Origin of the sequence: Breoghania sp. (assembly GCF_030066895.1) — a bacterium.
Taxonomy (GTDB): domain Bacteria; phylum Pseudomonadota; class Alphaproteobacteria; order Rhizobiales; family Stappiaceae; genus Breoghania.
The window spans coordinates 1-20579 of sequence record NZ_JASJAV010000028.1 but is presented as its reverse complement, the minus strand read 5'-3'; the positions used below and the strand labels follow the sequence as shown (position 1 = coordinate 20579).

The 20579-nt window shown below is 63.3% G+C and carries 17 protein-coding genes, 1 tRNA gene, 6 pseudogenes and 1 riboswitch; of the genes and pseudogenes, 8 read left to right on the top strand and 16 right to left on the bottom strand.

Annotation, left to right across the window (positions count from 1 at the left end):
- Nucleotides 1-59: 59 nt before the first annotated feature.
- Nucleotides 60-451: pseudogene (gene apaG / locus QNJ43_RS21455) on the bottom strand (Co2+/Mg2+ efflux protein ApaG).
- Between the two features lie 272 nt (nt 452-723).
- Between apaG and QNJ43_RS27605 the strand changes: the two are divergent.
- A complete protein-coding gene (locus tag QNJ43_RS27605) occupies nt 724-1068 on the top strand; it encodes a CDP-alcohol phosphatidyltransferase family protein (RefSeq protein WP_346433089.1) in 345 nt (114 codons plus the stop codon).
- 86 nt (nt 1069-1154) lie between these two features.
- Nucleotides 1155-1331, top strand: coding sequence for a hypothetical protein (locus tag QNJ43_RS27600; protein WP_346433088.1), 177 nt, complete (start codon nt 1155-1157; stop codon nt 1329-1331).
- Nucleotide 1332: 1 nt separating this feature from the next.
- Here QNJ43_RS27600 and QNJ43_RS21445 read toward each other — a convergent pair.
- Nucleotides 1333-2540, bottom strand: a pseudogene (locus QNJ43_RS21445) (aminotransferase class I/II-fold pyridoxal phosphate-dependent enzyme).
- Nucleotides 2541-2581: 41 nt separating this feature from the next.
- Nucleotides 2582-2661, bottom strand: a riboswitch (SAM riboswitch).
- 86 nt (nt 2662-2747) lie between these two features.
- On the opposite strand from QNJ43_RS21445, the gene QNJ43_RS21440 reads away from it, so the two are divergent.
- Nucleotides 2748-3860 (top strand): 2'-deoxycytidine 5'-triphosphate deaminase, encoded by a 1113-nt coding sequence (locus tag QNJ43_RS21440; RefSeq protein WP_300472926.1) that lies wholly within the window; start codon nt 2748-2750, stop codon nt 3858-3860.
- A gap of 42 nt (nt 3861-3902) precedes the next feature.
- Complete coding sequence (locus QNJ43_RS21435) at nt 3903-4913, top strand: YihY/virulence factor BrkB family protein (RefSeq protein WP_300472925.1); 1011 nt, start codon at nt 3903-3905, stop codon at nt 4911-4913.
- 88 nt (nt 4914-5001) lie between these two features.
- Here QNJ43_RS21435 and QNJ43_RS21430 read toward each other — a convergent pair.
- Nucleotides 5002-5729 (bottom strand): annotated as a pseudogene (locus QNJ43_RS21430) (ion transporter); the annotation flags it as partial.
- Nucleotides 5730-6050: 321 nt separating this feature from the next.
- Between QNJ43_RS21430 and QNJ43_RS21425 the strand changes: the two are divergent.
- Nucleotides 6051-6124: transfer RNA gene (locus QNJ43_RS21425), tRNA-Gly, on the top strand.
- Here the strand turns inward: QNJ43_RS21425 and QNJ43_RS21420 are convergent.
- From QNJ43_RS21420 to QNJ43_RS21410, 3 genes and pseudogenes are all read right to left on the bottom strand, one after another.
- Complete coding sequence (locus QNJ43_RS21420; RefSeq protein ID WP_300472922.1) at nt 6113-6325, bottom strand: hypothetical protein; 213 nt, start codon at nt 6323-6325, stop codon at nt 6113-6115. The genes QNJ43_RS21425 and QNJ43_RS21420 overlap by 12 nt on opposite strands.
- Nucleotides 6326-6540: 215 nt before the next feature.
- Nucleotides 6541-7038 (bottom strand): glycosyltransferase family 2 protein, encoded by a 498-nt coding sequence (locus QNJ43_RS21415; RefSeq protein ID WP_300472920.1) that lies wholly within the window; start codon nt 7036-7038, stop codon nt 6541-6543.
- A gap of 515 nt (nt 7039-7553) precedes the next feature.
- Nucleotides 7554-7865 (bottom strand): annotated as a pseudogene (locus tag QNJ43_RS21410) (hypothetical protein); the annotation flags it as partial.
- Nucleotides 7866-8344: 479 nt separating this feature from the next.
- Between QNJ43_RS21410 and QNJ43_RS21405 the strand changes: the two are divergent.
- Nucleotides 8345-9202 (top strand): transporter substrate-binding domain-containing protein, encoded by an 858-nt coding sequence (locus QNJ43_RS21405; RefSeq protein ID WP_300472918.1) that lies wholly within the window; start codon nt 8345-8347, stop codon nt 9200-9202.
- On the opposite strand, the gene QNJ43_RS21400 is transcribed toward QNJ43_RS21405, so the two are convergent.
- Entirely contained in the window at nt 9189-9959 is a 771-nt protein-coding gene (locus QNJ43_RS21400) for a sterol desaturase family protein (protein ID WP_300472972.1), read from the bottom strand. The genes QNJ43_RS21405 and QNJ43_RS21400 overlap by 14 nt on opposite strands.
- A 156-nt stretch (nt 9960-10115) precedes the next feature.
- Between QNJ43_RS21400 and QNJ43_RS21395 the strand changes: the two genes are divergently transcribed.
- On the top strand, nt 10116-10772 hold the full coding sequence (locus QNJ43_RS21395) for an alpha/beta family hydrolase (protein WP_346433087.1): 657 nt from the start codon (nt 10116-10118) through the stop codon (nt 10770-10772).
- Nucleotides 10773-11033: 261 nt separating this feature from the next.
- On the opposite strand, the gene QNJ43_RS21390 is transcribed toward QNJ43_RS21395, so the two are convergent.
- The 9 genes and pseudogenes from QNJ43_RS21390 to QNJ43_RS21350 all read right to left on the bottom strand — a co-directional run bounded on the left by QNJ43_RS21390 (nt 11034) and on the right by QNJ43_RS21350 (nt 19516).
- Nucleotides 11034-11984, bottom strand: a complete 951-nt coding sequence (locus tag QNJ43_RS21390) for an efflux RND transporter permease subunit (protein ID WP_300472915.1) — start codon at nt 11982-11984, stop codon at nt 11034-11036.
- A gap of 113 nt (nt 11985-12097) precedes the next feature.
- Nucleotides 12098-12409: a hypothetical protein gene (locus QNJ43_RS21385; protein WP_300472912.1), complete on the bottom strand. Its 312-nt coding sequence runs from the start codon at nt 12407-12409 to the stop codon at nt 12098-12100.
- A complete protein-coding gene (locus QNJ43_RS21380) occupies nt 12406-12798 on the bottom strand; it encodes a hypothetical protein (protein ID WP_300472909.1) in 393 nt (130 codons plus the stop codon). The genes QNJ43_RS21385 and QNJ43_RS21380 overlap by 4 nt, the downstream gene beginning before the upstream one ends.
- Nucleotides 12795-14213 (bottom strand): annotated as a pseudogene (locus tag QNJ43_RS21375) (efflux RND transporter permease subunit); the annotation flags it as partial. The pseudogene QNJ43_RS21375 and the gene QNJ43_RS21380, both read right to left, overlap by 4 nt.
- 181 nt (nt 14214-14394) lie before the next feature.
- Nucleotides 14395-14727, bottom strand: a complete 333-nt coding sequence (locus QNJ43_RS21370; RefSeq protein WP_300472906.1) for a hypothetical protein — start codon at nt 14725-14727, stop codon at nt 14395-14397.
- 191 nt (nt 14728-14918) lie between these two features.
- Nucleotides 14919-15824 carry a hypothetical protein gene (locus QNJ43_RS21365; RefSeq protein ID WP_300472905.1) on the bottom strand — a complete coding sequence of 302 codons (906 nt, stop codon included), beginning with the start codon at nt 15822-15824 and terminating at the stop codon, nt 14919-14921.
- 564 nt (nt 15825-16388) lie between these two features.
- Nucleotides 16389-17391, bottom strand: a pseudogene (locus tag QNJ43_RS21360) (Hsp33 family molecular chaperone).
- Nucleotides 17391-18329 (bottom strand): ornithine carbamoyltransferase, encoded by a 939-nt coding sequence (argF, locus tag QNJ43_RS21355; protein ID WP_300472903.1) that lies wholly within the window; start codon nt 18327-18329, stop codon nt 17391-17393. Before argF ends, QNJ43_RS21360 begins: the two are co-directional and overlap by 1 nt.
- Entirely contained in the window at nt 18326-19516 is a 1191-nt protein-coding gene (locus QNJ43_RS21350; RefSeq protein ID WP_300472900.1) for an aspartate aminotransferase family protein, read from the bottom strand. Before QNJ43_RS21350 ends, argF begins: the two co-directional genes overlap by 4 nt.
- Nucleotides 19517-19885: 369 nt before the next feature.
- On the opposite strand from QNJ43_RS21350, the gene QNJ43_RS21345 reads away from it, so the two are divergent.
- Entirely contained in the window at nt 19886-20401 is a 516-nt protein-coding gene (locus QNJ43_RS21345) for a GcrA family cell cycle regulator (RefSeq protein WP_300472897.1), read from the top strand.
- Nucleotides 20402-20579: the final 178 nt, after the last annotated feature.

The following is a 20579-nucleotide window of genomic DNA, read 5'->3' as shown; positions in this document are numbered from 1 at the left end:
CGACCGCCAATGACGATGCGTCAATGCTGCGATCGAGGTGCCCGTCCCCCAGATAAATGTCAATTCAAAACCCGGGGCATGTTCGGAATGTCGAGCGGAAAGGCCGGAATGGCGACGGAAAAGGCTTCGCCGTTCGCCGTCTTCATCTCGTAGCTGCCGACCATGATGCCGGAGATGGTGTTGAGCGGACAACCCGAGGTGTACTGATAACTGGCGCCGGGCTGCAGCACCGGCTGCCCGCCAACGACGCCCGCCCCACGCACTTCCTGCACCCGGCCAGAGGCGTCGGTGATCTTCCAGTAGGCGACAGAAGCCGAACCTCTTCCTGGCTCTGGTTGACGATACGCACGGTGTAGGCCCAGAAATAATGATCATCGCTCCGCGCGGATTGGTCGGCCAGGAAGGTCGGTTCGACCACGACCTCAATTCCGCGCGTCTCTTCGCTGTACATTGTGTGCTTCCGTGATAAGCGGGCGATACTCCCGGTGCCGATGTCAGCCCCGCCAGAGAAGAACGGAAACTGTGGACCGGCACCGATGAATCATTCTAACTCAAGCACAGGCAAAGAGGACTCGTCTTCGCACGGCCGCTGGATTTATCCGATCAGCCGGTCATATCGGCCCCAGCGCGTGGGATAAAGCCAATACGTACAATTCATCATTGCCGGTAGAGCGAAAGGTTAACCGCCCCTTCCAACCTGCCCGGCCAAGCCCTGCAGACCCCATGCTCGACGCCTTTGTCCGCCCGATGATCGACCCACCGCTCAACGCGACCGGCCCCTGGCTGGCGCGACACGGCGCAGGCGCAAACACGGTGACGCTCGCAGGCTTTGCCTTAGGCATTGCTGGGGCGGCGGCCATCGCGCTCCATCATCCGCTTGTCGGGCTCATCTTCGTGATCGCGAGCCGGATTGCGGATGGGCTCGACGGCGCGATCGCGCGCGCCACCAGGCCCAGCGACATGGGCGGCTATCTCGATATCGTGTGCGATTTTCTGTTTTACGGCGCGGTGCCGTTCGCCTTCGTCGTGGCGGACCTGCCGCCAACGCGTTCGCGGGTGCGGCGCTAGCGACGAGCTCCTACGCCTCGGGCGCGACGTTCCTCGCCTTCGCGGCGATTGCCGAGCGGCGCGGGCTATCCACCTCGGCGCAAGGGGTGAAGTCGCTCTATTATCTCGGCGGTATTGCGGAAGGAACCGAGGCGATCGCCTTCTTCGTGGCAATCTGCCTGTTTGCCGACCATTTCGCGCTGCTTGCCTGGATCTTTTCAGGCGTGTGCTATTTCTCCGCGCTAATGCGCGTGATCAACGGCGCATTGATGCTGCGCCGTTGATCTAACGGGTGCATTTCCGGCTCAGACGCCCGGTTCGGACTGCAACCATTGCCTGATCGAAATCGGCGATCAGATCGTCGATATGCCCAAGCTCGACCGACATGCGCAGCGTGCCGCCGGTGATGCCCATCTCCAGATGGGCCTCTTCGCTGACATTCTAGTGCGTGGTCGTTGCCGGATGGCAGATGATGCTCTCGGCGTCGCCCAGATTGTTTGAGATCTTGACGATATCCAGCGCGTTGCAGAAGGAGAACGCCGCTTCCTTGCCGCCGGCAAGCTCGAAGGCGGCGAGCGTGGAGCCGCCGCGCATCTGCTTCTTGACGATATCGGCCTGCGGGCGGTCGTCGCGGCCGGGATAGATCAACCGCGTGCCAGCCTTGTGCTCGACCAGGAAATCGGCCAGACGCGCAGCACTTTCCGTCTGACGCTCGACGCGCAGAGGACATCATCTCAAGCCCCTTCAGCATCACCCAGGCATTGAAGGGACGAGAGGCTCGGACCGGTATGCTTGAAGAGGGGGTGGAACTCTTCCTCAATCCACTCCTCGTCCGACAGCATGACACCGCCGAGACACCGGCCCTGACCGTCGATGTGCTTGGTCGCGGAATAGACGACCGTGTCGGCACCGAGTTTCAGCGGCGACTACCACAGCGCGGTGGCAAAGATGTTGTCGACCACCAGCCGCGCGCCCGCTTCATGCGCGATGTCGGCGACCGCCGCTATATCGACGACCGACAGTATCGGATTGGTGGGCGATTCAAAGAACATCACGCGGGTATTGGGACGAACCGCCGCCTTCCATTCCTCGATATTCGTGCCGTCGACCATGGTCGCCTCGACACCGAATCGCGGCAAAATCGTCTCGGCGATATAGCGACAGGAGCCGAACAGAGCCTTGGCCGCGACGATATGATCGCCCGCCTTGACGGAGGCCAGAAGCGCGGAGGTGAAAGCCGCCATGCCGCTTGCGGCCTCCGCTCCCTCCAGTTCGCACATGCGGTGTTCGAACATGTCGACGGTGGGGTTTGCATAGCGCGAATAGACGAAGCCGGGATCATCGCCGTTGAAGCGGGCCTCGGCCTTCTCGGCGCTCGGGCAAACGAACCCCTGCGTCAGATAGAGGGCTTCGGATGTTTCGTTGAAGGGGCTGCGGAGGGTACCACCGTGAACGAGCTTCGTTGCGGGGCGCCAATCTTTTTCCTGCGTTATTCCATGTTCCAGATACAAAAAACCCGGTCGCAAGCAGCCGGGATCTGAAGCACTCGGTCTTTTTAGCGACTTGTTTAACGTGGCTACAAGCCGACCGGCTCAAATCACCACGAGGATGCAATCCCTGGTTACGGCATGAGCGGCTTGGCGTCAATGCGGGGATCGATTAAGGGAGGACCGGACAAGGGGATCAAGGCGAGCATCGAGATGACAAACGCAGCGAAAGACGCAGCAGCCGGTATTCTTCCGGCGCACATGATCGAGGAGCTTTTCGCGTCAGGCGCCATCACTGCCGACCGCGCCCTCGACAAGGACCAGGTTCAGCCCGCAAGCCTCGATCTCAGGCTCGGCAAGGTCGCCTGGCGGGTGCGAGCCTCCTTCCTGCCGGGGCCGGGCAAATCGGTGGCGAGCAAGCTCGACCGGCTGAAACTGCACGAGTTCGACCTGATCGGCGGCGCGGTGCTGGAGACGGGTTGCGTCTATATCGTGCCGCTTCTGGAAGAACTCGACCTGCCGGGCGACGTTGCGGCGACCACCAATCCGAAAAGCTCCACTGGACGGCTCGACGTCTTCACCCGCGTGATCTCGGAGGAGGGCTGCGAATTCGACACGATCCCGGCGGGCTACAAGGGCGGGTTGTTTGCCGAAATCAGCCCCAAGACCTTCCCCGTTCTGGTGCGCACCGGTTCACGGCTGTCGCAGATCCGCTTCCGGCGCGGGCATCCGACGGTTTCGGACGCCGAGCTTGAGGGCATCGACGAGACGGCAGAGCTGATCTCCGGCGGTCATGCGCGCATCGGCAACGGCTTGCAGCTTTCTATCGATCTGGAAGGATCGGGCGAGGATCATCTGGTCGGCTACCGCGCCAAGCGGCACACCGGCGTCATCGACATGGATGTGAAGGCCGCGCATGATCCGCTCGATTTCTGGGAGCCGATCCATCGGCGCGGGGCGGCCGAACTCATTCTCGATCCCAACGAGTTCTACATTCTTGTCTCATGCGAGGCGGTGCACGTGCCGCCCGATTTTGCCGCCGAGATGGTGCCTTTCGATCCGCTGGTGGGCGAATTCCGCGTCCATTACGCGGGCTTCTTCGATCCCGGTTTCGGTCATTCGGAAATCGGCGGGGCGGGCTCGCGCGCGGTCCTGGAAGTTCGCTCGCACAACGTGCCCTCCATTCTCGATCACGGCCAGACCGTCGGGCGACTCATTTACGAGCGCATGGCGGAGCGGCCGAAAGCGCTTTACGGCGAAGGCAGCGGCTCCAACTATCAGGGCCAGGCGCTGAAGCTTTCCAAGCATTTCCACCCGGTAGAGTAACGACATTCCGCCACGGCGAAAACCCTGCAAACAGGAAACGACGTGACGCAGACGGGCCTTGATCCGAAAACCGTAGACCGGACCGACGCCGCCCGTGCGCGCGAACGCGGCCGGGGACGGAGCGCGGCATGGCCGTCCCAGATCCCGTTGCGCGGGCTTTTCGACGTGATCTGGCGGGTTGCGCATCAGATCGTCGTCGACCGTGTCATGCTGGTGGCGGCAGGCGTGACCTACTATTTCCTGCTGGCACTGTTTCCAGGACTTGCGGCCTTCGTCGCACTTTACGGGCTGATCGCGGACCCCGCTTCCATCGCCGACCATGTAGAAGCGCTGGAGGGCATTGCGCCTGCGGCCGCAATCGATCTCGTTCACGCCCAGCTCGAGGCGTTCGCCGGGCAGACGCGCAACATGCTCAACCTCGCCTTTTACGGCGGTCTCAAGGTGTCGTTGTGGAGCGTGAATTCCGCCATCAAGGCGCTGTTTGAGGCCATGAACATCGCCTATGGCGAGCGCGAGAGACGCAGTTTCGTGCGGCTCACGCTGATTTTGCTGGGCTTCACGCTCGGGGCGATCTTCACCGGGTTCCTGCTGATCTTCGCCCTCGGCGTCATTCCGACGGTGCTGGCCTTCGTCGATCTGGGGGATATGGCGGGGCGCACAATCGCGTTTGCCCGCTGGCCGCTGCTGTTGGCGGTGATCGGTTTCGCCATCACGCTGATCTATCGCCATGGCCCGGACAGAAGCCGGGCGAAATGGCGCTGGCTGACATGGGGTGGGACGCTCGCCACGCCGCTATGGCTCGCCGCCTCCTTCGCCTTTTCCCACTACATCGAGAATTTCGCCGACTACAACGCCACCTACGGCACGCTGGGCGCGGTGATCGGCCTGATGGTATGGATCTGGATCTCGGTCGTCATCGTGATCGTGGGCGCGGAGCTCAACGCGGAGCTGGAGCACCAGACCGCACGCGATTCAACGACCGGCGCCCCTAAACCGATGGGCGAACACGGCGCGGTGGTGGCCGATACGCTGGGCAAGGCGCGCGGGCAATAGGCGGCTCACGCCCCCGGCCGCACGGCCCACCGTCTTGCGCAGTTCCGCCAGTTCGCGACGTAGTTCCTTCACCTCCTGCAGCACGATGCACCTCCTGCAGCACGATGCCGGTTTCCGAATGGATCGCCTGGCGGTCGGCCTCCGCGATCTGGTCGTGTTCCTCCTGCATGGCAGAGACGATAATACCGATGAACAAGTTGAGCACGGTGAAGGCAGTGGACAGGATGAACGGCAGGAAGAACAGTCACGCCCAGGGATGCGCCTCCATCACGGGGCGCACGATGCCCATCGACCAGCTTTCCAGCGTCATGATCTGGAAGAGCATGTAGGCGGACGCCCCCAGCGAGCCGAACCATTCGGGGAAGGTTTCGCCGTAGAGGTTCGTCGCCATGACGGAAAAGATGTAGAAGGCCAGGCTCATCAGCAGCACGATGGAGCCGAGACCGGGAAGCGCTGCGATCAACCCGCCGATGACCCGCTGCAGCGAGGGGACGGCGGAGACAAGCCGCAGCACGCGCAACACCGACAGCGCACCGGTTGCGGGCACCAGCGCGACAGCGACGACGAAGAAGTAGAACAGGCTCCACGGTCTTTTGAAGAAGGACAGGCGGAAGACGTAGATGCGCAGCGCGATCTGACGAAGATCGCGATGACGATCTGATCGATAACGCCAAGCATGCCGCCAAGGGCCGCGGTGACGGTCGGGCTCGTTTCCAGACCGAGCGTTACGGCATTGAGGACGATGATCGAGATGATCGAGATGATCGCCCATTCCCACGGCTTCGACTGAACGAGCCCCTGCAGCCTTGCGCGCATCCTTCCACCTCGGTTTCAAAAGGCAGCCCCCGTCGGCCGCGATTGTCGATGCGATGTAGGTGGCAGTACGGCCCCTGCCAAGGGGCGGACAGTGGGGAAAGAGAAGGGAAGCGGGGCGCCTGCGGCGCAGACTGTTGCGCTGGATTCCAGATCAGCGTTCGGCTTACGCCTCACTTGTCCGGAATCCAGCGCGACAAGCTGCGGCAGAGCCGCGCCCCTCCCCGCCCCCGGACTGTTGAAAGCGCGGCGCAAGACACGCCGTTCCAATGCTATTGCGCTTGACAGAACGGGCCCGGATACGGAAAAGAGACGGTGCCTTTCGCGGGTGTAGCTCAATGGTAGAGCAGAAGCTTCCCAAGCTTACGAAGAGGGTTCGATTCCCTTCACCCGCTCCATCTCATCCATCTTGACCATTTCCCTTCGCTTTTGCGCGCCTTGGCCACGCCATGCTGCGTCTTGCGCCAATGGTAGGGCCGCCAGACGAGTTCGACGACCGCGACGGCGAAGGCAACGCTCATCATCAGCCAGTACACGGGAAGGCCCAGCCAATCACTGAGCCGGATCGACAGGCGGGGGAACCGCGCCGCACGGACCATGGCAAAGGCCGAGGCGCCATAGCCCCCGATGAGACAGGCCGTCCCCGGCTCCCATGAGCCGTGAAATCGACAACCCCCTGCAGGCGCGGCAGCAGCGTGTCGTTCACCGCATAAAGCACCACGGAAACAAGAAACGCCGGATGGGCAAAGAGCGCGAGCACGGTGCCCAGAAAGAGCAGCACCGTGACCGCGAAATTGACCAGCCCCAGATCCCGTCAGAGCTGGCGCGGGCTTCTCATGTGAACGAGCCAGGTCTGAAGCCAGCCCTTGTGCCAGCGCACCCGCTGATTGAGCCAGGCGAAGAAGGTCAGCGGAGCCTCCTCCCATGTGATCGATTCAACCGTGAAGATGCGCCAGCCGTCGCGCATCAGGTGGATGCCGATATCGATGTCCTCCGTCACGTTGTACGGGTACCAGCCGCCGCAATCCTCAAGCACACGGCGACGGAAATGGTTCGACGTACCGCCCAGCGGCAGAAGCAGTTCGCGCCCCGCCATCCAAGGCAGCAGAATGTCGAAGAGCGTGGCGTATTCCGGCGCAAACTGGCGAGTGAAGAAGGTTTCCTCCGCATGATCGACCGCCAGTCGCGCCTGTACGCAGCCCACGGGCGCCGGCGCGGAGGCGAAGAGCCTTGCGCATTTGAGCAGCTGGTTGGGATCGGGCCGGTCTTCGGCATCGAAAACGGTGACGAGATCGCCGCGCGCAAACCGCATGGCGTAGGAAAGTGCTTGGTGCGCGGGCCCTTGGGCGGCACGACCAGCGCCTCGAAGGGCGGGCCCGGCAGGGCGGTCGCCAGAGCGGTGCGGATCTCGTGGTCCTCCTCCTCCACCACCAGCTTGATGTCGAGAAGCTCGCGCGGATATTCAAGCCGCTGCATTGCGGCGATCAAATCCGGCGCGACGGCGGCCTCGCGATAAAGCGGTATGAGCACGGTGTAGACCAGCCAGTCCTGCGCATCGGGCGTGCGGCTCCGGCGAAGGGGGTGCTCCACGCCGTTGTAGAGCCCGGCGGAAAAGCGAGCGATCCCTCCGATGACGAAGAGAAGCCCCGCAAGTGCCATCAACGGGCCGGGCGCGAAGAACGCGGCTGAAGCGGCGGCCAGCGAAAAGACGACGGCGCGTGCGGTGGCGGCCGCATTGGCAAACAGGCGGATATGGGCAGCGGAGCGTTCCGGCCGAGCGACGGCGAGACCGTGGACGGCCGAGTGAATGGCCGCAGCCCGTACGATGTTGTTCGGTGTCGTGATGAACAGGCGGGCTGCCACGTGCGGGTTGCGACGAACCCGCGCGATCACCTCCGCCACGCTAGCCGGACGCGTCGCCATGGCGAGCGAAAGAGCGGCACCCTCCGTTTCCAGTGCCAGAACGGCGAGCTTGGCGGGTTCGGCGCGAACAAGCGAAGGCGCCAAGCGGGGATCCGGACGTAAGGCCTCGAAGGCGAGAAAGGGAACGCCGAGCGAGGCGGCAAAGCGCCGGTAGTAGTCATCGGCGGAAACGATGCTGCGGGCAATCAGGAATTCGGCGGCCTGTCCGCCCGTCATCAGCGACCAGCGGGCCGCCTCGTCCAACAGGGCGCGGGGCACGCCGGAGGCGGAGGCCGCATCGTCGGCCAGAAAGCGGATATCTTCGGGAAGGTTCAGTTCGGGGAGACGGTCGGGCGACGGGGCAAGCGAAAGCTCGAAACCGGATACGGCCATTACGGGCGGCGCGTGCTGAAAAGCGGCCTGCCCGGCATCCTGAAAGCCCGTAAAAGACGACGCGTGATCGTCGGCCCCATCCGACAAGCCACTCAACGGCTTCCCCCCGCCCTTGCAATAAACTAAGGTCTGCTCACGAATGCGGACGGTGGTTCGGCGACGTCGGTACAAACCAGCCCTTGCGGCGACTTCGCAATGGGTCGAGCCTTGCAGATCATCTATATGGAAAGATCATGTACCTGACTTCAAAAATGGGGACTTTTCTCGTTACCAATGCGCTTTACCGAAGATCACCACGGCGCAATGAATGAGTTTCGCTTTAAATGAGACTTGTACGTGTGATATTAAAATTATTAGCACTCTCGACAATATTTGTCGAGGGTACCCTTGCGGCGGACACGGGACCGATCATCCCGAATTTCTGGGATTCACGCGTACGACTTGACAAGCCGACGGAGACGGCGTGCACCATTCGTTTTCTTGCAAGCGATGACTTTCCGCCCTTTGCCTTTCGCGATCCGGCCGGTCGGCTGACGGGGTTCAATGTCGATCTGGCGCGGGTGATCTGCACGCTTCGGGTGAAACCGTTCAAGGAGCTTCTGCCCGCACTCGCAAGCGGCGAAGGCGATGCGGTGATCGCGAGGCTGGAGCTGGACCCGGACGCGAGCAAAACGCTTGCGAACGAAACGCAAACCGCGGACAAGCCGACCATCATCTTTTCCGCCCCCTATCTGAAGCTCCCGGCGCATTTCGTCGTGCGCAAGGCGGACGCGAGCGATACGCCGCTTTTGCCGGAGGACATGGCGGGCAAGTGGATATCGGTCGCCAACCACACCGCCCATGCCGACTTCCTGCAAAAGTTCTTTCCCGAAAGCCGGATCGCCACCTATTACGATCAGCAGAAGGCCCGCGATGCGCTGCGGCGCGGCGAGGTCGACGCCCATTTCGGCGACGGACTGGCGCTGAGCTACTGGCTGCAGGGCACGAGTTCTGTCGATTGCTGCGTCTTTGCGCCGGGCCCGTGGCTGGAACCGGGATATTTCGACCACGGCCTTTCGATTGCTCTGCGTGCCAAGAACGAAGGCCTGCGCACGGCCATCAATTACGCTCTGCAACAGGTCAACGAAGACGGCCGCTTCGGCGAGCTGTACCTGCGCTACTTCCCGATCAGCTTCTATTGAGCCGCGCCGGGGGCTCTTCCTCGCCGTCTCGCGTTTGCGGGCGAAACGGCAGCAGAAGCGACCAGAGAATGCCGGTCGGCGCCGCATTCTGGAAGGATGCCAGTCCGATGGTCATGCCCTCGTGGCCGTGCTCCGGCTCCGCGACATAAGTGCGGAAGAGCCGATCCCAGATCGACAGGTTGAAGCCGTAGTTGGAATCCGTCTCGCGCCGGATGACGGAGTGATGGACGCGGTGCATGTCGGGCGTGACGATAAACGGGCGCAACACGGCATCGAGGCGGGCGGGCAGGCGCACGTTCGAATGATTGAACATCGTCAGCACCGCCTCGAAAATCAGAACCGCGGTGGCGGGTGCTCCAAGCGCCACAACGAGGCCGGCCTTCCAGCCCATCGATATGAGGATTTCCAGCGGGTGAAAGCGCAGCGCCGTGGTCAGGTCGATATCGGGATCGGCGTGATGCATGCGGTGGATGGGCACAGGACCGGGCACCTTGTGGGAAACGAGATGTTCCAGCCAGACAGCGAAATCCAGCACCACGAAGGAAATGATACCGGCGAGAAAAGTCGGAATGCCGAGCGCGTGAAACAGGCCAAGCCCGCGCGTTTCCGCCCACAGGGCAGCCCTCACGGCGGCGAGCGGGAAGACGATGCGCATGACGGCGGAATCGATGACGACGATGGCCAGATTGGTCACCCAGCGGCGGCCGCGGCCGTAACGCAAGGGGCGGCACGGGGCCAGAACCTCGAAAAGTGCCATGGCGGCGAAGATGGCAAGCCGGATCGTCAGTTCGCTCAAGGTTCGGGATCTCCCAGGCTCATGGGGCTCGAAGGGCTCAACAGGCGCGCGTCGCGGCGTTGACGATGGCCGCTTGAGCGGGCCAGATGCAAGTCACGAGCGCGCGATTCCCCGCGCATGGATATCAAGATGACCGATTTTCTCTGGACACGACCCGACAGCGCGCCGGTCGCGACCCTTCTTCTGGCGCATGTCGCGGGCGCAGCGATGGATTCTCCGTTCATGGAGAAGATCGCGGCCTTTGCCGCAGCCGAGGGCATTGCTGTTGTCCGCTTCGAGTTCCCCTACATGGCCGAGCGCCGCAGAACCGGCAAGAAGCGCCCGCCACCGCGCGCGGACAAGCTGATCGACGTCTATCTAACAGTGATTTCCGAAATCTCGGGCGAGGCACAAGGACCGCTGCTGATCGGCGGCAAGTCGGTGGGCGAGCGCGTGGCGGCAATGATCACGGCCGATCCGGCGCTCGATGCCCATGTGGCGGGCGTTGTGTGCCTCGGCTATCCCTTCCATGCGCCGGGAAAGACCGACGCGCTCCGGCTTGAGCCGTTGCAAGCTCTCCCCCTGCCCTGCCTGATCGCGCAAGGAGAGCGCGACGCCTTCGGCAATCGCGAGGAGGTGCTGGGATACGGGCTGCCGGAGGCGATCGAGGTGCTGTTTCTGGAAGACGGCAGCCACGACCTCGCCCCGCGCGGCTCCTCGCCCGCGACATGGGACGGCAATCTCAAGCTGGCGGCGAAGGCGATCCGGAAGCTGGCGGACGGGCTTCACGCGTAGCAACGACTCTGGAGAAGCGCGCGCGATATTCCGCTCGTTTCGACTGTGCGGCCCATCCTTCGAGACGGCCTTGTCAGGCCTCCTCAGGATGACGTTGTGTATGTTGAAAGATTCTTTATCGCTAACAACACGATAACGTCATCCTGAGGAGGTCAGGTCAGCGACCGTCTCGAAGGATGGGCCAGACGTTGGAACGTCCGTTGCCCGAGACGCCCAAAAGGCCACTCCCTCGCCCCCTCACTCCGCCGGAGCCGTATCCCTTCACGGGTCGTAGATCCCGCGATAGACAGTGCGGATGTCGTGGTCGATACCGAGAAGCGCCGGGATCAGGAACAGCACCAGGAGCGTTGCCATCGCCAGGCCGAAAACGATGGTGATCGCCATGGGCAGCAAGAACTTGGCCTGAATGCTGGTCTCAAACAGCAGCGGGGTCAGGCCGCCGATGGTGGTGAGCGAGGTGAGGAGGACGGCGCGCAGGCGGTCCTGACTGGCACCTGTCGCAGCCTCCGCCATGGCCTCGCCTTCGGCACGACGCTCATCGAAACGCGAGATCAGAATGATGGAGTCGTTGACCAGGATGCCCGCCAGGCCCAGCAGGCTGATCAGCGACAGGATCATGAGCTGGAAGCCAAAGATGTAGTGGCCGAAGACCGCGCCGACGATGCCGAAGGGAATGATCGCCATGACGGCGAGCGGCGAGAAGTAGCTCGCAAAGATCCAGGCCAGGATCAGGTAGATCGCGCCCAGCGCGATCAGCGTGCCGAGCTTCAGATCGGTGAAGGAATCCGCCCTATCCTCCTGACGGCCGGAGAACCAGTAGTCGACGCCGTGGCGCGCGGCGATATCGGCCAGCGGACCGGCACTCAACCGCGCCACGATGGCGGCATTGAACGTTACCTCGTAGTTCACATCCGCCGTGACGCTGACGGTCGCCTTGCCGTCGCGGCGCAGGATGGTCGAAAAGCCCTGCCTGTCGGTCAGGGTGACGACCTCGCCGAGCGGCACGAATTCGCCCGATGCTGCACGCAGCGACAGACTGCGCAAGGCGGCCGCGCCCGCATCGTCGTTCAGACCCTGCCGCACGCGCAGGGTGACCTCCTCCTCGTCGTCGGCGAAGCGGCGCGCGATCGCGCCTTTGAAGGCATTGCGGATCTGGCAGCCGACGGAATTCACCGTGAAGCCCAGCGCCTTGCCGCGCGAGGTCAGTTTCATCACGAGTTCCGGCTTTTGCCGTAGGGGGCAGATCGTCGGCAACGCCCGTCACGCCGGGATAGCCTGTCAGAAGCTTCTGCACCTCCAGCGAGGCCTCCTTCAGGGCAGCGGGGTCATCGCCGCGCAGGCGGATATCGAGATCGCGCCCGGAGGCCCGCCGTGCCGCTCGTAGATTGCCACCCGTTCGATGCAGGCAATCGCGGGTAACGCCTGCCGCCATGCCTTGACGATGGCAGGGTGCGGACGGAGCGGAGTTCGAAATCCGTCAACTGCACGTCGATACCGGCGACATTGTCGCCCTTGTTGCGCCCGGACTCGCCCAGCGTGACATAGGAGGCGACGACGAGATCCTGCGGCGCATCGCGGATCAGCCGCGCCTCTGCCACACGCAGGGACGCCTCGATGCGCGCCAGTGCTGAAATCACCTCGGCCTCGGGAATGCCTGCATTGAAATGAACCGTGGCGCGGATGTTCTCCTCTTCCGGCGAGGAGAGAAGACGAAGCCCGCTGCCACGATGAGCGCGGAGACGGCAAGCGCCACGGTCACGTAGCGCCAATGGTAGGCGAGCGACACGAAGGCGCGGAACGGATGATCGCGGAACCACGCGAACCCGGCATCGAACGCCCGGCGCGCGAAGGTCGGCTCGTCATAGCTCAGTCCATGGGTTCCAGGCCCCAGCAGCGACAGGCCCACTTCCATGGCTCCGGCAATGACGAAGGCGACCGCGACAACGGCGAGATCGAATGGCAGCGCTCCCATCCCGGCGCGCATGTCGCGGCCGAAGCCGGCGAGGCCGTCGAGCGCGGGCGTCACCTCGATATCGGGGGGCGTGAGGACAGGCCGACGACGAACAACGTCATGACTCCGGCCAGAATGCCGTGCCGCCACCAGTGCCAGCGCCGCCGCGGCCCCGGCTTCAGCGAATGCGCAAGGTGGCCCGGCAGAACGCAGAAGCATTCGATGAGGCTGGCGATGACCACCAGCGGCATCGCCCCCATGATCTGCCCGATGGCGCCGCGCACCAGGAAGATCGGCGCGAAGGCGGCGGCCGTGGTCAGGCTGGCGGCGATGACGGGGGCCAGCATGCGACCGGCGCCGCTTTCTGCCGCCACGGCCGGTGAATCTCCCAGCGCGAACCGGGTGGCGGTGTGTTCACCCACCACGATGGCATCGTCGACGATGACGCCAAGCATCATGATCAGCGCGAAGAGCGACATCATGTTGATGGCCTGTTCGATGATGAACATGATGCCGAGCGTCGCCATGGTCGCCACCGGGATTCCGACCGCCACCCACAGGGCGATGCGCGCGTTCAGGAAGATGTAGAGCACGACGATTATCAGGCCGCCGATACCGTTGCGCACGAGAAGACCGATCCGGGCCTTGAGCACATCGGAGCGCACCTCGTATTCCACGATCTTGAGCGTGGGCGGCAATTGCGGGCGGATCTCGGCCAGATAATCTTCGAGGATCTTCGCGGTTTTCAGGCTGTCGGCCGACGCCGGGCGATCGATGGTCAGCTCGATGGCGCGCTCGCCGCCGGAAAAGCCGCGGATCGCGTTCTTGTCGTATTCGCGCGCCACCGTGCCCACGTCGCTGATGCGCACCTTCTCGCCGGTGGCATAGGTCTTGATGTCGATGCGGCCGATATCCTTCGGCCCGGTTCCGGGCGCGACCGTGCGGATCTGGCGTTCCACGCCCCCTTCCACGTTGCCGGACGGCAGATCGCGGGTATTGGCGGCGACCCGATCTGCGACGTCAGCGACCGTCATGTCGAGACGGCGCAATTCGCGCTCAGGCAGGCGAGCGACATATTCCTCCGCCCTGAGGCCGGAGAAGGTCACCCGGTCGATACCACGGTCGATCAGGTCGTCGCGGATGCGGCGGGCGAAATCTTTCAGGGAGCGTTCGGGGAAATCGCCGGTGATCGCGATGCGGGCGACGCGGTCGTACCATTCGCGATAGCTGGCCGTGGGCGTTTCCGCATCCTCCGACAAGGTGGTCACCGTCTTGACGGCCTGCTCGACATCGGACAACGCGCGGCGCATTTCCGCGCCCTCGACGAATTCCAGATGGATGCTGCCGACGCCCTCGCGGGCATAGGAGACGACCTCGTCCAATTCATCCAGGAAACAAACTTCTGGCTCGATCGCCTGCAGGATGTTGGATTCCACATCCTCCGCGCTGGCGCCCAGCCATTCGACGGTGATGGAGATGCGGTTGGTCTTCGACGGTGGGAAAGAACTGCGTGTTGAGCTTCACGAGCCCATAAATGCCAAAGAAAAGCATCAACGCCATGACCAGATTGGCGGCGTTGGGGTGGCGGACGAAGAAGGCGGCCACGCCGGTGGCCCTGCCAAGCCGCTTCACGAGGGAGCCCCCTTGCGCTTGGGAGCGGAGACGGTTCCCTCAGAGATCGCGGACGGCAGGCCGGGGCCGGAGGGGAGGCGCGCCTTCCTCACGCACCAGAAGGCCGTTGCCGATCCCGGAAATCTGCGTCGCCAGCACAGTGTCGCCATCCGCGATGTCACCGCGCACGATGACGTTGCTGCCCTCGTAGGCGATGACGTCGACCTTGCACTCCGATAGACGGTCCTCGACGACGGCATAGACGCGGTCCCCGCCGTAAAGCGCGGTTTCCGGCAGGCGGATGACATCGCGATAGAGCTTGTCCGGCACCTTCAGATCGACGAAGGCGCAGGGGCACCTTGGCATCGTCATTGCGGATACGAGCGAAGACATCGACGCCGCCGCGTTCCAAGGCGACGTCCGCACCCACGGGCACGACCTCGACCTGATAGGTCACCGGCTCGTTGCCGATGAACCAGACCCAGACAAGCTCGACCTTGCGGCCGAACAGGTTGCCGGTCTCGCTCAACAGGCGGCCGTATTGATTGTCGGAAAGCGTGAAGCGCACTTCCAGCGCGTTGCGGTCATAGAGAGAACGGCGATGCGTTGCGGTCATAGAGAACGGCGATGACGTCGTTGACGTTGACGAGACGGCCGACTTCCGCGGCCTCCGTGGGCACGACCGCATCGAAGGGCGCGGTGAGCGCGGTATCCGCCAGAGCCTGTTCGGCTTCTTCCAGCTTCCATTCCAGCCGCTCGATGGCCGCCTTCTGCTGTTCCACGCGCGCCTGCTGGACGGAGAGCCCGGACTGGCGCTGGTCGAGCTGCTGGCGGCGCTGGGAGACAATGAGCGCGCGGTCATCGAGCGTGCGTTCGGTTGCCGAGCCGCGCTCCAGCAGCTTGCGGCCACGCTCCAGATCGCGTTCGGCGAAGGCGAGCTGCTCGCGGGCGAAATCGGCGTTGGCGATCTCCAGGCGCAGTTCGCCTTCCGCCTCGATCAACTTCGCGCGGACTTCGGCGAGATTGGCCCGCACCTCTACCACCGCGCCCTCGTAGGCGAAGCGATCGATCTCGACCAGACGGTCTCCGGCATCGACCGCAGCACCGGCCTGAAGGTTGTCTCCGACCTTGACGATCTTGCCCGCGACCAAAGCGCGCAGGTCCACGGTATGGGCCGCCACGACCTCTCCGTAGAGGGTCAGCATCGGCTGTTCGTTGCTCACAACGGCGGGCACGGTGCGCACCACGTAGACGCGTTCGCGCTCCGCGCGCGATGGGATGCCCTCACGCGTTTCCAGGAGATGGAAGTAGGCGAAGACGGCGGCAGCCAGCACGCCGCTGGCGATCGCTATCTGAAGGATGGCCCTTGCGAAGATCAGCGCCGCGCCTTTGCCCCTGCCGACGGGGGATGCGTCGGCGGCGGGGGATGCGGGCTCTGCGGCCGGCTCATCAGCTGAGTTGCCTGTGTCGGTCTCGATCGATTTCAGCAATACGGAGCTTCTCCCAATACGACGTGCTCCAGAGGACAGAAGGCCGAATACGTCCTTCCGATTGTAGCGGAAAAGCACATTGCACCGGAATCACGATAACTTGGATTAAATTTCCGTAACGGAGCGTCGCGAGGCGTAACGGGCGCAATGCTACGGGAAACCCAAGAGGAGCGATCGAGGTCGCGATAGAGGAAGCGCCAAGATACCCACCGGGGCTAACTTGTGAAAGCGCACGCCCGAAACGGGCACGTTTTGCCCCAAACTGTCATCCCCGCGCAGGCGGGGATCCAGCACCCCGTGAGGAACGCTCGTTCATTCGATAAACGAAATCAGTCGGTTACTGGGTCCCCGCCTTCGCGGAGATGACAATTGTGCCTGCGGCATCTCCCACGGACATACGGGGCCTTTTGCCGGAACCCTTGCGTCGTCATCCCCCGGCTTTGTCCGGGGGATCCAGCACTATCCGCACACACAGCCGCCTGCTGGACTGCCCGGACGAAGCCGGGCAATGACGGGGGAGAGTGCGGGAGGGACGTCTAACGAGAGAGGTCGCGCGGCGGCGGCCTACTCGAACTCGACCGGATCGAAATGATAGGTGGAGTTGCAGAACTCGCAGGTCACCTCGATCTGCCCGTCCACTGTCATGTGATCGATGTCGTCAACGAAAAAGCCGCGCAACATCTCGCCGACGCGCTCATGCGAGCAACGGCACCGGTCGCGCAGGGGCTGGGGATCGAAGACCCGCACGCCGCGCTCGTGGAAGAGGCGGATCAGCAGCCGTTCGGCCGCCATCTGCGGGTCGGTCAGTTCCACGTCCTTGATGGTGTCGACCAGAGCCTGCGCCTCGATCCAGGCATCGTCCGGCTCGCCCAGCGGATCGGACAGGTCGATATCCTCCGGCGCATCGCCGGGATGGAGATCCGGCTAGCGCATGCGCTCGGGGCTTTCGGGCAGGAACTGCACGATCAGACCGCCCGCACGCCAGGAATGGCTGGGCGTTTCGCCGGGCTGGCGCTCCAGAACCTCGGCCAGCGCCAGGCGCACGCGGGCCGGGATCTGTTCCGACTGGGCGAAATAGCGGTGCACGACGTCTTTCAGCGAGCCGCCGTCGAGCGGCACGACGCCCTGATAGCAGTTCATGTGCCGGCCCTGATCGATGGTCATAGCCAGGGTGCCGATGCCCAGCAGTTCGGCCGACGACGTACGCTCGGCCGCCACAGCTTCGGCCACCGCCTCGTCGTTGAACTTGGCACAGGCGCGGATGGCGTCCGGGGTCTCGAAATCGACCACCAGCATGGAGACTGGACCGTCGGTCTGGGTCTGCAGGATGAAGCGTCCCTCGAACTTGAGCGAGGTACCGAGCAGCGCCGTCAGGACGATCGCCTCGCCCAAGAGACGGGACACGGGTGCGGGATAGGCATGACGTTGGAAGGATCGCATCGACCGTATCGCCCAGATAGACCGCGCGACCGCGCACGTCGAGCGGCTCCACGGCGAAGGGCAACACCGCATCATCGCCGGCCAGATCGATGCTGCCAACGTCCGTCGTCGCCTGTGTCTTGCGCATCATGTGTTCGGTATTGCTCCCAGGCACCACACCAGGACGCCCTTCTGGGCGTGAAGACGATTTTCCGCCTCGTCGAAGACGACCGACTGCGGGCCGTCCATGACCTCCGACGTCACCTCCTCCCCGCGATGGGCGGGAAGGCAGTGCATGAAGATAGCGTCGCTCTTCGCTTTTGCCATAAGGGCGGTGTTGACCTGATAGGGTTTCAGGAGATTGTGGCGGGTCGCCTCTTCCTCATCGCCCATCGACACCCAGCAGTCGGTGACGACGCAATCGGCCGCCTCCACCGCTTCCTCGGCATCGTTGGTCAGCATGATGTTGGCACCGGTGGAGCGGATCTTCTCCACCGCGTCCATGTCGGGCGACAGCTCCGGCGGGGTAGCCACGCGCAGTTCGAAGTCGAAGCGTTCGGCCGCCTGCATCCAGGATTCCAACATGTTGTTGGCATCCCCCACCCAGGCCACGCGGCTGCCGGCGACAGGCCCCTTGTGCTCCTCGTAGGTGAAAATGTCGGCCATGAGCTGACAGGGGTGAGAGATCTTGGTCAGACCGTTGATCACCGGAACGGTGGCATATTCCGCCAGTTCCTTCACCGCATCATGGTCGAGCATGCGGATCATGATCGCATCGACGAAACGCGACAGAACGCGCGCGGTGTCGGGAATGCTCTCGCCCCGGCCAAACTGCATCTCGTGGCCCGTCAGCATCAGCGGCTCGCCGCCGAGCTCGCGCATGCCGACATCGAAGGAGATGCGGGTTCGCGTGGAGGGCTGCTCGAAGACCATGGCCAGCACCTTGCCGGCCAGCGGCCCCTGCCCGCGGAACGCGCCGCGGCGCTCGCTCTTCAAGCGCCGAGCTTCGGTGAGGATTGTTCTCAGTTCGGTTGTCGGAACCTCGCTGAGGTCGAGAAAATCGCGCGCTGCGCCGTTCTTTTTCACGCGCTTGCCCCCGCCTCGAGTGTTTTCTCCATTGCAACGGCCGTTGCATCGAGCCGTTTTACCGCCTCGTCGATCTCTTCATCGGTCACGGTCAGCGGCGGCAGGATCCGCATCACGTTGTCTCCGGCAGGCACGCTCAGGAAACCCTGCTCGCGACCTTCGATGACCACCGCGCCGACATTCGCGCGGCATTTGATGCCGAGCATCAGCCCTTCGCCGCGCACCGTCTCGAACACGTCCGGATGACTGTCGACGACGGACGCGATTTTCTGCTTCAGGACCAGGCCCTTGCGCGCCACGGTCTCGATGAAGCCGTCATCGAGCACGATATCGAGCACGGCGTTGCCCACGGCCATTGCCAGCGGATTGCCACCGAAGGTGGAACCGTGCGTGCCCGGCACCATACAGGCCGAGGCCTCTTCCGTGGCAAGGCATGCCCCCATGGGGAAGCCGCCGCCGATACCCTTGGCGATGCCCATCAGGTCCGGCGTCACGCCCGACCATTCATGCGCGAAGAATCGCCCGGTGCGGCCAACGCCCGTCTGGACCTCGTCGAAGATCAGCAGAAGACCGTGCACATCGCACAGATCGCGCAGGAACTCGTGCGGGACGGGGCGAATGCCGCCCTCGCCCTGGATCGGCTCGATCAGGATCGCGGCGGTCGTCTCGTTGATCGCCGCCTTCAGGGCCTTGAGGTCGTCGAAGGGAACCTGCGTGAAGCCCGGCGCTTTCGGGCCGAAGCCCTCAAGGTACTTGTCCTTGCCGCCTGCGGCGATGGTTCCCAACGTCCGACCGTGGAAGGCACCCTCGAAGGTGATGATGTCGTAGCGGTCCGGCGCGCCCTTGCCATAGTGATAGCGCCGCGCCGCCTTGATGCAGGCTTCCATCGCCTCTCCGCCGGAATTGGTGAAAAAGACGCGATCGGCGAAGGTAGCCTCGCACAGCCGTGCAGCCAGCCGTCCCTGCTCGGGAATCGTGTACAGATTTGACACGTGCCACAGTTTCGCCGCCTGCTCCTGTACAACGGAGACCAGATGCGGGTGGGAATGGCCCAGAGAGTTCACCGCAATGCCGGCAGCGAAGTCGAGGAATCGTCGGCCGTCTGCGGTCTCCAGCCAACAACCCTCGCCCTTGACGAAAGCCAGATCACTGCGTGCATACGTACCGAATAAAACCGACGAACTCATCGTCCGATCCCCAACAAAATAGGGCTAGAAACAAAGCGTGCCGCCAAGATGGCGGCACGGCTACGAAGGGACTATATACACCGCTGTGGCGGCTGAGTGTCAATGCAAAGCTTGACCATATGCAATGCTGGGAAACGGCAAATCGTCGCTCCGGCTAATCTGGGGAAAACTACGGATTTCCGCCATTTTTGCCTCACTCAGGGTTGCGAGCGCTTTCCGGCATATTGTATAATCTCATCATTCAGATACGAAATCTCGTGTGGCGGACCGAGTTCGTAACCAAACAGTTAATTCTGACAGGTGTCTATGCGGCAGCTGAGATACAAGTATATCCGTTGAGCAGCGGCTATCCGGCGGAGTTATTATCTAATGTCTTGGACAACCGAACGCGTTGCTCTTCTGAAGAGGCTCTGGTCAGAAGTTCTTAGCGCAAGTCAAATCGCGACCGAACTCGGTGGCGCTACACGAAATGCAGTCATCGACAAGGTGCATCGGCTCGAACTTTCCGGACGGGCCAAGACCGCCAGCGCCCCGGCCAAACCGCGCCGCTCCCGTCCCGCAGCTCCTGCGTCCACCCGTCCGACGACCCCCTCGACACCGCGGACGGTTGGGGCGATGGCTCTGAAGGCCGAGCCGACGCCGGTTCCAGCCGTGGCGGCCCAACCCGCTCCCGTCGCCGAACTCGACATCCCCGAGGAGCAACGCGCGACGATCCTTCAGCTCAACGAGCGCACCTGCAAGTGGCCGATCGGCGATCCCAGCACGGACGACTTCTATTTCTGCGGTCACAATTCCGGGCCGGGCGTTCCCTACTGCCCGCACCATTGCCGCATCGCCTATCAGCCAATGAACGACCGCCGCCGCGACAAGCGCGCCCGCGGATAAGATCTTCCGCAAGATCGGTGAGTTAGAGAAACGGTCGCCCGAAGGCGGTCGTTTTTTGTTTGGGGGGTGAGGAACCGGGCAGCTGAGGCGACCACAACGGCGGTGTCCTTCAGGCAGCGCCTGCGCATATTTCTCTGGCTGTCATCCCCGCGAAGGCGGGGATCCAGCACTCCGTGAG